At 70.4% G+C, this 13,193-nt stretch carries 15 protein-coding genes; 4 read left to right on the forward strand and 11 right to left on the reverse strand.

Annotated features, from left to right (window positions below):
• From rnc to ACOADB_RS03735, 7 genes are all read right to left on the reverse strand, one after another.
• A partial coding sequence (gene rnc, locus ACOADB_RS03705; RefSeq protein ID WP_378596609.1) for a ribonuclease III occupies window positions 1-694 on the reverse strand: 694 nt, incomplete at its 3' end.
• 10 nt (window positions 695-704) lie between these two features.
• Window positions 705-890, reverse strand: coding sequence for a 50S ribosomal protein L32 (gene rpmF / locus ACOADB_RS03710; protein ID WP_182377149.1), 186 nt, complete (start codon window positions 888-890; stop codon window positions 705-707).
• Window positions 891-933: 43 nt separating this feature from the next.
• Window positions 934-1,500 carry a YceD family protein gene (locus tag ACOADB_RS03715; RefSeq protein ID WP_378596610.1) on the reverse strand — a complete coding sequence of 189 codons (567 nt, stop codon included), beginning with the start codon at window positions 1,498-1,500 and terminating at the stop codon, window positions 934-936.
• 94 nt (window positions 1,501-1,594) lie between these two features.
• Entirely contained in the window at window positions 1,595-2,086 is a 492-nt protein-coding gene (coaD, locus tag ACOADB_RS03720) for a pantetheine-phosphate adenylyltransferase (protein ID WP_378596582.1), read from the reverse strand.
• The gene (gene rsmD, locus ACOADB_RS03725; protein WP_378596584.1) at window positions 2,083-2,676 is read right to left on the reverse strand and encodes a 16S rRNA (guanine(966)-N(2))-methyltransferase RsmD; all 594 of its coding nucleotides are present in this window, start codon (window positions 2,674-2,676) and stop codon (window positions 2,083-2,085) included. Before rsmD ends, coaD begins: the two co-directional genes overlap by 4 nt.
• Before the next feature lie 7 nt (window positions 2,677-2,683).
• On the reverse strand, window positions 2,684-4,936 hold the full coding sequence (locus ACOADB_RS03730; protein ID WP_378596585.1) for an ATP-dependent DNA helicase RecG: 2,253 nt from the start codon (window positions 4,934-4,936) through the stop codon (window positions 2,684-2,686).
• A gap of 12 nt (window positions 4,937-4,948) precedes the next feature.
• Window positions 4,949-6,649, reverse strand: coding sequence for a DAK2 domain-containing protein (locus ACOADB_RS03735; RefSeq protein ID WP_378596586.1), 1,701 nt, complete (start codon window positions 6,647-6,649; stop codon window positions 4,949-4,951).
• Between the two features lie 144 nt (window positions 6,650-6,793).
• Here ACOADB_RS03735 and rpmB point away from each other — a divergent pair, with 144 nt between their 5' ends.
• Window positions 6,794-6,979, forward strand: coding sequence for a 50S ribosomal protein L28 (rpmB, locus tag ACOADB_RS03740; protein ID WP_378596587.1), 186 nt, complete (start codon window positions 6,794-6,796; stop codon window positions 6,977-6,979).
• A gap of 174 nt (window positions 6,980-7,153) precedes the next feature.
• Here rpmB and ACOADB_RS03745 read toward each other — a convergent pair whose 3' ends face one another.
• Window positions 7,154-8,134, reverse strand: coding sequence for a thiamine-phosphate kinase (locus tag ACOADB_RS03745; RefSeq protein ID WP_378596588.1), 981 nt, complete (start codon window positions 8,132-8,134; stop codon window positions 7,154-7,156).
• Window positions 8,135-8,245: 111 nt separating this feature from the next.
• Here ACOADB_RS03745 and ACOADB_RS03750 point away from each other — a divergent pair, with 111 nt between their 5' ends.
• Window positions 8,246-8,479, forward strand: coding sequence for an Lrp/AsnC family transcriptional regulator (locus ACOADB_RS03750; RefSeq protein ID WP_200954689.1), 234 nt, complete (start codon window positions 8,246-8,248; stop codon window positions 8,477-8,479).
• A 4-nt stretch (window positions 8,480-8,483) separates the two neighbouring features.
• The gene (locus ACOADB_RS03755; RefSeq protein WP_378596589.1) at window positions 8,484-8,969 is read left to right on the forward strand and encodes a DUF3515 domain-containing protein; all 486 of its coding nucleotides are present in this window, start codon (window positions 8,484-8,486) and stop codon (window positions 8,967-8,969) included.
• 138 nt (window positions 8,970-9,107) lie between these two features.
• Here ACOADB_RS03755 and ACOADB_RS03760 read toward each other — a convergent pair whose 3' ends face one another.
• Window positions 9,108-10,172 (reverse strand): D-alanine--D-alanine ligase family protein, encoded by a 1,065-nt coding sequence (locus tag ACOADB_RS03760; protein WP_378596590.1) that lies wholly within the window; start codon window positions 10,170-10,172, stop codon window positions 9,108-9,110.
• Between the two features lie 24 nt (window positions 10,173-10,196).
• Between ACOADB_RS03760 and ACOADB_RS03765 the strand changes: the two genes are divergently transcribed.
• Window positions 10,197-11,282 carry a trans-sulfuration enzyme family protein gene (locus ACOADB_RS03765; protein WP_378596591.1) on the forward strand — a complete coding sequence of 362 codons (1,086 nt, stop codon included), beginning with the start codon at window positions 10,197-10,199 and terminating at the stop codon, window positions 11,280-11,282.
• 26 nt (window positions 11,283-11,308) lie between these two features.
• Here the strand turns inward: ACOADB_RS03765 and ACOADB_RS03770 are convergent, their stop codons facing one another.
• Both ACOADB_RS03770 and ACOADB_RS03775 read right to left on the reverse strand, forming a co-directional pair.
• The gene (locus ACOADB_RS03770; protein WP_378596592.1) at window positions 11,309-12,337 is read right to left on the reverse strand and encodes an NAD(P)H-dependent glycerol-3-phosphate dehydrogenase; all 1,029 of its coding nucleotides are present in this window, start codon (window positions 12,335-12,337) and stop codon (window positions 11,309-11,311) included.
• On the reverse strand, window positions 12,334-13,193 hold an 860-nt coding region (locus tag ACOADB_RS03775), incomplete at its 5' end, for a lysophospholipid acyltransferase family protein (protein ID WP_378596593.1). The genes ACOADB_RS03770 and ACOADB_RS03775, both read right to left, overlap by 4 nt.

Genomic DNA, 13,193 nt, shown 5'->3' on the forward strand with positions numbered 1-13,193 from the left:
CGAGGCCCAGGTCGGCGGCAATCTCGCCGTACGCCGTCTCGGCGGCGCCCTGCTCGGCTTCCTTCTTCGAGCGGCCGGTGCCGTTGCCGTAGAGGCGCTCGCCGACGCGAACCTGCGCGGTGAAGGTCTTCAGGTGGTCCGGGCCTTCGTCCTCGATGACGTACTCGGGCACGCCCAGGGACTGCTCGGCGGCGAGCTCCTGCAGCGAGGTCTTCCAGTCGAGGCCCGCACCGAGCGCCGAAGCGGCCTCGATGAGCGGGTCGAAGAGCCGGTGGACGACCTCCGAGGAGGTGGTGATGCCGCCTCCGCTGAGGTGGATCGCGCCGATCACGGCCTCGACGGTGTCGGACAGGATCGAGGCCTTGTCGCGACCGCCGGTGGCTTCCTCGCCACGTCCGAGCTTGATGTGCTTGCCGAGGCCCATGTCGCGGGCGACGCCGGCCAGGGCGCGGGCGTTGACGACCGCGGCACGGAGCTTGGCGAGCCGGCCCTCGGAGAGGTCCGGGTGGATCAGGTAGAGCGTCTCGGTGACGACGACGCCGAGCACCGAGTCACCGAGGAACTCCAGCCTCTCGTTGGTCGGAAGACCACCGTTCTCGTAGGCGTAGGAGCGGTGCGTCAGGGCGCGGTCGAGCAGCTCGGGGTCCAGTGTGGGATCCCCGAGCGCTCGACGCAGCTCGACGTAGTCGGTGATGCTGCAGGCCTCAGAGGACCTGGCGACGGGCGGCGCGCGCGCCGTACTGGCCGCAGGTGCCGCACGCGCGGTGCGGGAGGTGCTTGGCACCGCACGCCGGGTTGGCACAGGTGACCAGCACCGGGGCGACGGCCTTCCACGCAGAACGACGGTGCCGCGTGTTGCTGCGCGACATCTTCCGCTTCGGAACAGCCATGTCTTCTCCTTGAAATCGGGGAACGTCGACGCTCGGGTGAGCGCTAGTCCTTGTGGTCTTCGTGGGCTTCTTCGGTCAGCGCTGTCAGCGCCGTCCAACGCGGGTCGATCGCCGCCTCGTGCGTGTGGTCGGGGTCATCCGCCAGCCGTGCGCCACATTCGACACACAACCCCGGACAGTCGTCCTCACACAGCGGCTGGAACGGCAGTGCAAGCACCACCGCGTCCCGCAGCAGCGGCTCCAGGTCGACCAGGTCGTCCCGCAGCATGCTGACCTCGTCGTCCTCTTCCGCGTCAGCGGAATCCCGGATGTCGTCGTAGACGAACAGTTCCTGGAAATTCACCACGAGGTCTTCGCGGATCGGTTCCAGGCACCGCGCACACTCACCCTCCAGCCCGGCTTGCGCCGTACCGGTGATGAGCACACCTTCCATGACCGCTTCCATGCGCAAGTCGAGTTCGACCGGCGCGCCTTCGGGTACGGCGAGGACTTCGATGCCCAGATCTGCCGGGGCCGGCACTGTCAGCACCACCTCACGCTGGGACCCCGGACGGCGGCCGAGCTCGCGTGTATCGAGCACGAGCGGCGCTCTCGGGTCCAGGTCGTTCAGGTGAATCACTTCCAGGTCCGGGCACAACAGATCGGATCAATCCTAGGGTCAGCACTCTGACCGGGCAAAACGCGGTCGATGCTCAGTGCTGGGCTCACTCCTGGCCCGCCCGTTCCGCGAGGCGCGCAACGAGGCGCTGGTGGACGGACGCGGGCACCAGTTCGGACACGTTGCCGCCGAGTGCGGCGACCTCCTTGACGAGGCTGGAGGAGACGTAGCCGAGGGACGCCGTGGTCGGGATGAACACCGTCTCGACCCCGGTCTGGTGGGCGTTCATCTGCGCCATCGGCAGCTCGTACTCGTAGTCGTTGCCGCCGCGCAGGCCCTTGACGATCGCCTGGGCGTCCATCTCGCGGCAGAAGTCGACGATCAGGCCGGTGAACCCCATGACGGTGACGTTCGGGAGGTCGGCGCAGGCATCGCGCAGCATCTCGAGTCGTTCGTCGGGCTCGAAGAGCCGCGACTTCGAGATGTTGGTGCCGGTGGCGACGATCAGCTCGTCGAACAGCGCAGCCGCCCGCCGGAAGATGTCGACGTGCCCGTTGGTGACGGGGTCGAAGGAGCCGGGACACACCGCACGGGTCATGGGGCGAGGTTAGTGGTAGCCGGGTGCTCCGCGAACCAGACGGTCGTTTCGCCGTACCTCTTCTGCCCTCGCTTGCCCGGCAGCGCCACGACGCCGACGGGCCACACGGGCTGCGGACTGCGCCGCGAGCGCTCCACCACGACGAGGGCGTCCTCGGCGAGCCAGCCCTGCGCCGCGAGCAGGGCGAGGTCGTCGGCCACGGCCGCGTCGTCGAGCGGGTAGGGCGGATCGGAGAAGACCAGGTCGAACGGCGCTCGAGCCGGCTCGGCAAGGACGGCCGCGACGCTGCGGGCCACCACCTCGGCCACCTCGCAGCCGATGGCGCGGGCGTTGCCGCGTATCAGCTCAGCGGTGCTCCTGTCGGACTCGACCAGCGTCACCGCTGCGGCTCCGCGGGACCAGGCTTCGAGCCCGATGGCCCCCGACCCGGCGTAGAGGTCCAGGACACGCAGCCCCTGCAACGAGCCGGCCCACGCCTCGAAGCTGGAGAACAGCGCCTCCCGGACCCGGTCGCTGGTCGGTCGGGTCTGGTCGCCCCTGGGCGTCTGCAGGCGGCGGCCACCGGCCACCCCCGAGATGATGCGGGTCACTTGATCCTCATGACTTGTCCACGAAGCCGGCCTGCTGCGACCGCTCCAGATCGAGTACGGCGGCCGCCAGCTCCGCGGCGTGCGCGAGATCGACGTCCTGGTCGAGCAGCCCCTCTGCGGCTTCACGAGCGGCCACGATGGTGTCCTCGTCGCGGAGGACCCGGAGGTTCTCCAGGCTGGAGCGACGCCCGGCCTGCGAGGCGCCGAGCACGTCTCCCTCGCGGCGTTGTTCGAGATCGAACCGGCTGAGCAGGAAGCCGTCGGTGGTGGACGCCACGACGTCGAGGCGTTCCCGCGCGGGGGTGCCGACCTCCGTGTGGCTGACCAGGAGGCAGAGGCCGGGGAAGCCGCCACGACCGACCCGGCCGCGCAACTGGTGCAGCTGGGAGACGCCGAACCGGTCGGCGTCGAGGATCACCATGGCGGTCGCGTTGGCGACGTCGACGCCGACCTCGATCACCGTGGTCGACACCAGCACGTCGAGGTCGCCGGCGGCGAAGGCGCGCATGGTGGCGTCCTTCTCGTCGCTGGCGAGGCGCCCGTGCAGGCGCCCGATCCGCAACCCCGACAGCGGGCCCCCGGCAAGCTGCGCCACGACGTCCTCGACCGCCGATGCAGCGGGCGGGGCCGTGACGACGACGGGCTCACCGTCCTCGTCGAACTGCACGTCGACGGCGTCGACCTGGCCGACTTCCGCCTCGTCGCCGGAGATCCGCGGGCACACGACGTAGACCTGGTGGCCCTTCTCGACCTCCTCACGCACCCGCGCCCAGACCCGGTCGATCCACGTCGGCTGCTGGACCAGGGGCACCACGTTGGTCTGGATCGGCGCGCGTCCGGCGGGCAGCTCGGTCAGCGTGGAGGACTCGAGGTCACCGAACACGGTCATCGCGACGGTGCGCGGGATCGGCGTCGCCGTCATCACCAGCAGGTGCGGCGGATTGATGGCCTTGTCGGTCAGCGCCGCGCGCTGCTCGACACCGAACCGGTGCTGCTCGTCGACCACGACGAGACCGAGGTCGGCGAAGAAGACGTTGTCCTGGAGCAGGGCGTGGGTACCGATGACGATGCCGGCCTCGCCGCTGGCGATCCGCGACAGCGGCGCGGTGCGCTGGGTCTTGTTCATCGAGCCGGTGAGCAGCTCGACGTGGGTCCCGGCGCCGGAGCCGAAGATGGTGCCGCCCATGGCGAGGTCGCCGAGCATCGTGACGATCGAGCGATAGTGCTGCTGCGCCAGCACCTCGGTCGGCGCGAGCAGCGCCGCCTGGCCACCGGAGTCGACCACCCGGAGCATCGCCCGCAGCGCCACGAGCGTCTTGCCGGAGCCGACCTCGCCCTGGAGCAGGCGGTTCATCGGGTGCGGCGCCGCGAGGTCGGACTCGATCTGCGCACCCACCTCGACCTGGCCAGCCGTGAGCGTGAAGGGAAGCTGCTCGTCGAAGGCCGCGAGGAGCGCGCCGTCGCCTCCGTCACGGGACGTCGCCCCCAGCGACCGCGTCGCCCGGCGCCGCCGGCCGAGCACCAGCTGGGTGACCAGCGCCTCCTCGAACCGGAAGCGGTGGTGCGCCTGCTCGACCTGCTCCTCGTCCTCGGGTTGGTGCACCCATTCGTAGGCGCGCTCGATGCCGACGACGTCGTACCGCTCACGGATGGGTGCGGGGATCACCTCGGCGGGGCTGTCGACCACGGACCGCGCGAACTTCACGGCGCGAGCGACGTCCCAGGACTCCAGGCCCTTGGTGAGGGGGTAGATCGGGTAGTAGTCGCCGATGTCGAGGACATCGTCGGAGAGCTCGCCCTCGTCGCCATCGCCCTGGCCGAAGATCGTCATCTGCGGGTTGACCAGCTGCCACTGGTCACGGAACTGGTCGGCCTTGCCCAGGAAGACACCCCGGTTGCCGACGGCCACACGCTTCGCGTGCCAGGCGGCGGTGCCGGCGTTGCGGGCGAAGAAGGTCATCTTCAGGCTGGGTCCGCCGGTGCGGAGCACGGCCTCGACGCGGGCAGCCGGACGGCCCGTGCGGCGGTCGTTGTAGCTGACCGTGCGGCAGTCGGTGATCTCGCCGACCACGCAGAGCATCTGGCCGACCCGGAGGTCGTCGATCTTCGTCAGCGACCCGGTCTCGAGGTAACGCCGCGGGAAGTGCCGCATCAGGTCACCGACCGTGTGCAGCCCCAGGCCGTCGCTGAACTTCTTGCGCTTGGCCGGCGTTGCGGCGCCGAGCACGGTCGTCAGGGACGAATCGAAGGTAATCGCCACCTGCGCCTCAGCTCATTCGACGGACATCAGGAGCGGGTATCGCTCCTGACCACCGTCGTACACCATGACGTCGACACCGGGGTGGACCTCCTCGACCCACGCGGCGGTGCGTTCGGCGAGACCGTCGCTGTCCTCACCGCTCACGATCGTCACCAGTTCGCCGCCGGCGGCAAGGAGCCGTTCGAGGACCTGGATCGCCACGGCGCCGAGCTCCTGGCCGACCACCGCGAAGTCACCAGCGACCACGCCGAGCGCGTCGCCCGGTTCACACGGACCGCCGGTGGTGATGGCCTGCTTCGCCGCGATCGTGACGGCGCCGTGGCGCACGTGGCGGGCGGTGGCCGTCATCTCGGTGACGTCCTGGTCGAAGGCCCGGCCGGGTTCGTGGACGGCGACGGCCGCGAGGCCCTGGACCTGGGCATGGGTGGGGATGACCGAGACCCGCAGGCCCTGCGCCCGATGGTCGGCCTCGGCGGTGCTGGCAGCGGCGAGGGCGGCACGGACCGTCGGCTCGTCGTTCGGGAGTACGACGACCTCCCGGGCCCCGCTGCCCGTGATCGCGGCGAGCAGCTCACCGGTCGAGGGGCGACGTGTCGGGCTGCCGAGCACCACCACGGCGCCCGCTTCGGCGAACAGCTCGCCGAGGCCGGGACCGGCGGCGACGGCCACGATGCAGCGGCCGGCGAGCGGGATGCTGGGCTCCCCCGACTGGCCCGGCTGGGCGTTCTGGGCAGCGATCTGCTCGGCGAAGTGGGTCACCCGGATCCGGTACGGCCGGCCGATCTCGAGGGCGACCTCGATCGCAGCCCCGACGTCGTCGGTGTGGACGTGCACGTTCCACAGCCCGTCTCCGCCGACGACCACCACCGAGTCGCCGATCTCGCCGAGCCGACCGCGCAGGTCTCCGGCCGCCGGGTCGGGCGCGTCGAGGAGGTACATCACCTCGTACGACGGACCGTCCTCGCTGAGGTCGTGGTCCGCGGCGGGCCGCAACGGCACCGGGATCACGTGGCTGCCGAGGGGCGCGGTGACCGGAATCGGCCGGTGGCCCGTCAGCACGGTCACGGCGGCGTCGAGGATCACCGAGACACCGCGGCCACCGGCGTCGACGACACCCGCCGTGGCGAGCACCTCGAGCTGTTCGGGCGTGTGGCCGAGCGCCTCGCGCGCCGCCGCGGCGGCCGCCGTGAGCACGTCGCTGCTGCGTGTCGCCGGGTCGCTCGCGCACTGCACGGCCGCCTCGGAAGCGGCGCGGAGGACGGTGAGCATGGTGCCCTCGACCGGCTCCCCCACGGCGGCGTAGCTCGCCGTACAGGCCTGCTGCAGGGCCTCGGCGATCACCCGGGCGTTCGGCTCGTCGGGCTCGGCAGCGCCGATCCGGCGGGCGGCCGCGCCGAGCATCTCGCTCAGGATCACGCCGGAGTTGCCGCGTGCCCCCAGCAGGGCGCCACGGGCGAACGCCGCGAGCGGAGGGGGCGGGTCGTCGGACGTGTCGGCGATCGCCGCCTTGAGCGCGTCGCGTGAAGCCACGACCGTGAGGTACATGTTCGTGCCGGTGTCACCGTCCGGCACGGGGAAGACGTTGAGGGCGTCGATCTCCTCGCGAGCCTGGGCCAGGGCGTCGACCGCGATGTCGATGAAGCGCACCACGGTGTCGAGCGAGATGCTCTGTCCGGGCTTGCCGGCCGTCTCCTGCCCCGTCCCCTCGTCCATCGGGGGTCACACTAGTGGCTGGCGCGGACCACCTGACGATTTCTGCCCACGGCCTCCCGTCGGCTATTCTCTTCCGGTTGTCTGGAGTGCGTTGCGCGCCCGGTCGACACAAGACTTTTAGCCGCAATCCTCAGGAGTTCACCAATGGCCGCCGTGTGCGACATCTGCGACAAGAAGCCGTCCTTCGGCAACAACCGGCCGTGGTCGCGCAAGATCACCAAGCGCCGCTTCGACCCGAACATCCAGCGCGTCCGCGCGACGGTCAACGGCACCCCCAAGCGCCTCAACGTGTGCACCGGCTGCCTCAAGGCCGGCAAGGTCTCCCGCTGACCTGATCCACAGTTTTCGTCGAAGGCCGTCACCCACTGGGTGGCGGCCTTCGTCATTTCTTGTGGCGGCGCGGCTTCATCAAGGTGTGTGGGCGAGTTCGCACTTCCCCGTGGTTGCTCACAGTGGGAAGTGCCAGTCCACCCACATACCTTGATGAATCCGCGGCGAGACAGGTCAGAAGTGCGACCAGCCCGTCGGGCCGTCGTACGACGCCCCGTCGACGGTCACGGTGGGCTGGGCGCCGGCGGAGAGTGAGCACACCGACCCGATCCGGGTCCAGCCCTCCGGGAGGGCGGTACCGGCCGGGAAGGTCGCGAGCAGCGCGTGGTCGTCTCCCCCGCCCAGGATGAACTGGAGGGGGTCGGCGCCGAGCGCGGCGCCGACGGCGATGAGGGGTTCGGGGATCTCGAACGCGGAGGTCTCGATGTCGAGGCCGACACCGGACCGGGCCGCCAGATGGGCGGCCTCGGAGAGCAGGCCGTCGGAGATGTCGATCATCGAGGTGGCGCCGGCGTCAGCGGCCTGCGGCCCGGCGTCGTACGGCGGCGCGGGCCGCCGGTACGACTCGACGAGCACACGGGGTGAACGGAAGCCCCGGCCGAGCACGGCGAGGCCGCCTGCGGCCCAGCCCTGGCGCCCACAGATCGCGACCACGTCCCCGGGCAGCGCACCGGAGCGCAACACGGGCGAGATGGTGCAGGCACCGATGGCGGTGACGGAGATGACGACCTGGTCGGCTCGACTCACATCGCCGCCCACGAGGCCGGCGCCGACGAGGGCGCACTCCTCAGCGAAGCCGCGGGTGAACTCCAGGGCCCACGCGGCGGGCAGGTCGGCGGGGGCCGCGAGACCGACCGTCAGCCACTGGGCGCGGCCGCCCATGGCGTTGATGTCGGACAGGTTCTGCGCTGCGGCCCGGTGGCCGACGTCGGCGGCTTCGGCCCAGTCGCGGCGGAAGTGGCGGCCCTCGACCATCACATCCGTGGACACCACGACGTGGCCCTTGCGGACCCGCAGCACGGCCGCGTCGTCGCCCGGACCGACCAGCACGTCCTCGCCCGGGGCCGTGCTCGAGACGATGTCGGTGATCTTGTTGATCAGCCCGAATTCGCCGAGGTCGGAAAGCGTCGCGTCGCGGTCGGTCCCCGAAGTCATGGGTCCATCCCACCAGACCGATCGGCCCGAGTGCTCGCCGGTTCTGCTGCGGCGGCTGCGCGATGTAGGTTGAAGCGTTCTTCATCCAGTCGACGGGAGCTATGACCCATGGTGGTTCAGGCCTACATCCTCATCCAGACCGACGTCGGCAAGGCGGCGGATGTCGCCCGCGAGGTCGGCAACATCAAGGGCGTCACCCTCGCCGAGGACGTCACCGGTCCCTACGACGTGATCGTGCGCGCCGAGGCCCGCAACGTCGACGAGCTCGGCAAGCTGGTCGTCTCCAAGGTGCAGAACCTCGACGGGATCACCCGCACCCTGACCTGCCCCGTCGTCCACATCTGACGGCATGCGGTTCCGCCGACGCGGGCGAGCGGCCGTCCTGGTCGCCGCCAGCGTCGTCCTGGCGGCCTGCGGCGGGCCGGTCGACATCGACGTGCCCGACACCTCGAGGGCCGACCGCGAGGCGTGCGACGCGTTCGCAGCCGAGCTGCCCGATTCGCTGGCCGAGCAGGAACGCGTCGACATCAGGCCTGCCGATGCCCCCGCCGCCGCGTACGGCGATCCGGCCATCGTGGTGCGCTGCGGCGTGCCCACGCCCGAGGGCTTCGACCTGACCGCGTCGTGCGAGACCGCCGACGGCGTCGGCTACTACATCCCCGATGAGCAGTACGACGACCAGGGGCTCGACCTGACGCTCACGGCAGCCGGTTACGAGCCGCGCGTGGAGGTCAGCATCCCCGCGAAGTACCGGCCCAATGCCGCACCGGCCGCGATGTCCGTGCTCGCGCCGCTGATCAAGGAGCACCTCACCCTGGTCGACGACTGCGCCTGACACTTGCGCGAGACGCGTCTCCGGCGTTGATCCGGGGCAGCAAGCTGCCCGTCGACGCCTCCCGCCGCGCTGCCGCGCCGCTGTTGCCTCTCGCAGGCCAAGCCTTGACCTGGCGGCAAGCCGACAGTTGTCGAGCAGCTACCGCAGGCCGGTGGGGCGCTGGAGCGCCAGCGTCAGCAGCCGGTCCACGAGGGCGCCGTACTCCAGGCCGCTGGCGGCCCACATCTGCGGGAACATCGAGAGCGGCGTGAAGCCGGGCATCGTGTTGAGCTCGTTGATGACCAGCGAACCGTCGGGCATCAGGAAGAAGTCGACCCGGGCCAGGCCCTCGCAGCCTGCGGCGATGAAGGCCTCGGCGGCGAGCGTCCGCATCCGGTCCTCGACGCCCTCGGGCAGGATCGCCGGGACGTCGAGCTCGGTGGCCTCCTCGGGGAGGTACTTCGCCTCGAAGTCGTAGAACTCGTGGTCGCCGGTGATCCGGATCTCGGCGGGCAGGCTGGTGTCGACGCCGCCATCCACTGCGCCGAGGACACCGCACTCGACCTCGCGGGCGCCCTCCGCCGACACCTCGACGAGGATCTTGGGGTCGTGCGCGAGGGCGGTCTCGATCGCTGCGTCCAGGTCGCCGGACGAGTGCGCCTTCGCGATCCCGATGCTGGACCCGCCACGGGCGGGCTTCACGAAGAGCGGGTAGCCGAGGGCGGCGACGCGCTCCCGGACAGCAGCCGGGTCGGCCGCCCACTCACGAGCGGTGACGACGTGGCTCGGCATGACGGGCAGCCCGGACGCGACGAGGGCGATCTTCATGAACGCCTTGTCCATGCTGACGGCGGACGCGAGCACACCGGAGCCGACGTACCGGACGTCGGACATCTCGAACAGGCCCTGGATGGTGCCGTCCTCGCCCCACGGGCCGTGCAGCAACGGGAACACCACGTCGACGTCAGCGAACTCGCGGATGGCCGCCGGCCGGGTCGGATCGACCGCCGGCAGCTTCCCGTCGACGATCCGGAGCCGGGACGGGTCGTCCGCCTCCTGCACCCACTGGCCGTCCTGGGTGATCCCGATGGGGATGACGTCGTACTTCTCGCGATCGATCGCCTGCAGCACACTGCCGGCCGTGACGCACGAGATGGCGTGCTCGGTCGAGCGGCCGCCGAAGACGACAGCGACGCGGATACGGCGGCCGGTGGGAGCATTCATCGCGGCTGACCCTACCTTTGAGGCATGTCGTCTCCCACGTCACGGCTCCACCCGGCGACCATCGCGGTGACCGCGGGCCGTCCGCCGCACGACCCCGACCAGCCACTGAACGTCCCGATCACGATGACGTCGACGTACGTCGCCACGGGCGACCTGGAGTACGGCCGGTACGGCAACCCGACCTGGTCTGCGTTCGAGGACGCGCTCGGTGCGCTCGAGGGCGGCCGCGCGCTGGCCTTCTCCTCCGGCATGGCCGCGGCCACGACCCTGCTCGACCTGGTCGGCCAGGACGGTGGCGTGGTCGCACCGCGGCACTCCTACAGCGGGACGATCGCTGCACTGGCCGACTTCGAGTCACGCGGGCGGCTGCACGCCCACCTCGTCGACATCACCGACACCGCTGCCGTGATCGCAGCCATGGAGGCCGACGAGGACTGCGCCCTGCTGTGGCTCGAGTCCCCGACCAACCCCGCACTGGAGATCGCCGACATCCCCGCCCTGGTGGCGGCGGCACACGGGCTCGGCATCCAGGTCGTCGTCGACAACACCTTCGCCACTCCCCTGCTCCAGCAACCGCTCGCCCTGGGCGCCGACATCGTGCTGCACTCCGCGACGAAGTACATCGCCGGCCACAGCGACGTCCTGATGGGCGCGGTCGTCACGGCCAGCGACGACGTGTACGCCGCCCTGAAGGGCCGCCGTGACCTCATGGGGGCCGTTCCCGGGCCGTTCGAGGCCTGGTTGGCCCTGAGGGGCCTGCGCACGCTGCACGTGCGGCTGGAGCGCGCCCAGGCCAACGCGGTCGAGCTCGCGCGGCGTCTCGCCGGGCACCCGCTGGTCGAGGAGGTCCGTTACCCCGGCTTCGGAGCGATCATCGCCCCCGTCATCGCGGGCGGAGCGGACGCGGCCGACTTCCTGGTCCGCGCGACGTCCCTGTGGGTGCACGCGACCTCGCTCGGTGGCGTGGAGTCCACGTTCGAGCGGCGTCGGCGCTGGAAGCTCGAGGCGACGACGATCCCGGAAGGCCTGGTACGGCTCTCGGTCGGCATCGAGGACGTCGAGGACCTCTGGGACGACCTGGTGCAGGCGCTGGACCGCATCAACGCCTAGGACTGTCTTGCCGCTCGCTCGCGCCGTCAGCTCAGTTCTGACTTCGTGTCGCGGGCGATGAAGGCCTCCATCAGGCCGGACGTCGTGAGGTTGCCGGCCACCACGTCGTCGACGGCATCGACGATCGGGGCGTCGACACCCAGCTGGGCGGCCAGCGCCCGCAGCGACGAGCACGACTTCGCACCCTCGGCGACCTGCCGGGTCGACGCGTAGATGTCCTCGACCGTCATCCCCTGGCCCATCTTCTCGCCGAAGGTCCGGTTGCGCGACAGCGGCGACGAGCAGGTGGCGACGAGGTCGCCGAGGCCGGCCAGGCCCATCAGGGTCAGCGGGTTGGCGCCGAGGTTCATGGCGAGTCGGGCCGTCTCCGCGAGGCCGCGCGTGATCAGGGACGCCGTGGTGTTGTCCCCGAACCCGAGGCCCACGGCCATGCCGACGCACAGCGCCACGACGTTCTTGTAGGCGCCACCGAACTCACAGCCGAGGACGTCGACGCTCGTGTAGGGACGGAACGCCGGCGAGTGCATCCGCTTCTGCAGCAGGGTCGCGACGTTCTCGTCGGCGCACGCGACGACGGAGGCTGCGGGCTCACGACGGGCGATCTCGCGGGCGAGGTTGGGGCCGCTGACGACGGAGATCCGGTGGGCACCGATGTCACCGACCTCGGCGATCACCTCCGACATCCGCTTCAGCGTGCCGAGCTCGACGCCCTTCATCAGGGAGACGAACACGGCCTCGTGGTCGACGTACGGCAGGAAGGCGGGGAGGTTCTCCCGCAACGACTGCGACGGGACCGCGAGGACGACGATGTCGGCACCCGCAAGCGCTTCCTCGGGGTCATGGGTCGAGGTGATCGTGCGCGGGAGCTCGATGCCCGGGAGGTAGTCGACGTTCTCGTGTCCCTCGTTGATCGCGACGGACACCTCCTCGCGACGGGCCCAGATGCTGACGTCGTTGCCGGCATCGGCCAGCACGATCGAGAACGCCGTGCCCCACGAACCAGCACCCAGCACGGCAACCTTGTTGCCCGACAGATTCCCCACGAGTCCGTTCACTTGCCCCTCTTCTTCGATGCCTTCTTCTGCTTCTTGAACCGGTCGCCCTGCACCGCCATGTCGTAGCGCTCCGCCGGAGCAGTCTCACCACGGACCAGCTCGAGCTGATGGGTGATGGCGGCCATGATCCGGTCGGTCGCCTCGTTGACGATCGCCGGGGTCCGCTGCTGGGTACGCAGGTCCTCGAGGTCAACGGGTTCCCCGACCCGCATGACCACCTTGTGGCGCGGGAACAGATGAGGGTTCTTCGTGTACGGCGCAAGCATGTCCTGGGCGCCCCACTGCCCGACCGGGATGACCGGGCAGCCCGTCTCGAGCGCGATCCGGGCGGCACCCGACTTCGCCTTCATCGGCCACATCCCGGGGTCGCGGGTGATCGTGGCCTCGGGGTAGATCACCACGCACTGGCCGGCCCGGATGGCATCGACCGCCGCGGCGTAGGCACCGACGGCGTCCCTGGTCTCGCGCTTGACCGGGATCTGACCGGCGCTGCGCAGGAAGTAGCCGAGCGCCTTGTTGTCGAACAGCCCCGACTTCGCGAGGTAGCGCGGCTTGCGTCCGTGGTCATAGACCAGGTGCGCAGCGGTCAGAGGGTCGAGGTGGGAGATGTGGTTGAGGGCGACGATGAAGCCGCCCGTCTCGGGCAGGTTGTCCCCGCCGATCCACTCCCTGCGTGTGGTGCTGAGCAGGAACGACTTGATCACCGGCACCGCGATGTTGAACGCCCAGCCCCGCTTCTCCTGCAGTCTTCGCACCGTCACGAGACGCAGGCTACCGGTCAGTGACCCCGACCACTTCAGGGCGCGACACGCGTCGCTTCCCGTGCCTGCGAAGATGATCGTCGTGGTCTCGCGTC

Source organism: Nocardioides sp. CPCC 206348 (assembly GCF_048654705.1).
Taxonomy (GTDB): domain Bacteria; phylum Actinomycetota; class Actinomycetes; order Propionibacteriales; family Nocardioidaceae; genus Nocardioides.

What these genes read in the sequence shown, in the direction of transcription:
- ACOADB_RS03765 (WP_378596591.1), top strand. Translation starts at nt 10,197, where the DNA reads ATGTCGTCTCCCACGTCACGGCTCCACCCGGCGACCATCGCGGTGACC.
- ACOADB_RS03760 (WP_378596590.1), bottom strand. Translation starts at nt 10,172, where the DNA reads ATGAATGCTCCCACCGGCCGCCGTATCCGCGTCGCTGTCGTCTTCGGC.
- ACOADB_RS03735 (WP_378596586.1), bottom strand. Translation starts at nt 6,649, where the DNA reads ATGGACGAGGGGACGGGGCAGGAGACGGCCGGCAAGCCCGGACAGAGC.
- ACOADB_RS03745 (WP_378596588.1), bottom strand. Translation starts at nt 8,134, where the DNA reads ATGACTTCGGGGACCGACCGCGACGCGACGCTTTCCGACCTCGGCGAA.
- coaD (WP_378596582.1), bottom strand. Translation starts at nt 2,086, where the DNA reads ATGACCCGTGCGGTGTGTCCCGGCTCCTTCGACCCCGTCACCAACGGG.
- ACOADB_RS03755 (WP_378596589.1), top strand. Translation starts at nt 8,484, where the DNA reads ATGCGGTTCCGCCGACGCGGGCGAGCGGCCGTCCTGGTCGCCGCCAGC.
- rpmF (WP_182377149.1), bottom strand. Translation starts at nt 890, where the DNA reads ATGGCTGTTCCGAAGCGGAAGATGTCGCGCAGCAACACGCGGCACCGT.
- rpmB (WP_378596587.1), top strand. Translation starts at nt 6,794, where the DNA reads ATGGCCGCCGTGTGCGACATCTGCGACAAGAAGCCGTCCTTCGGCAAC.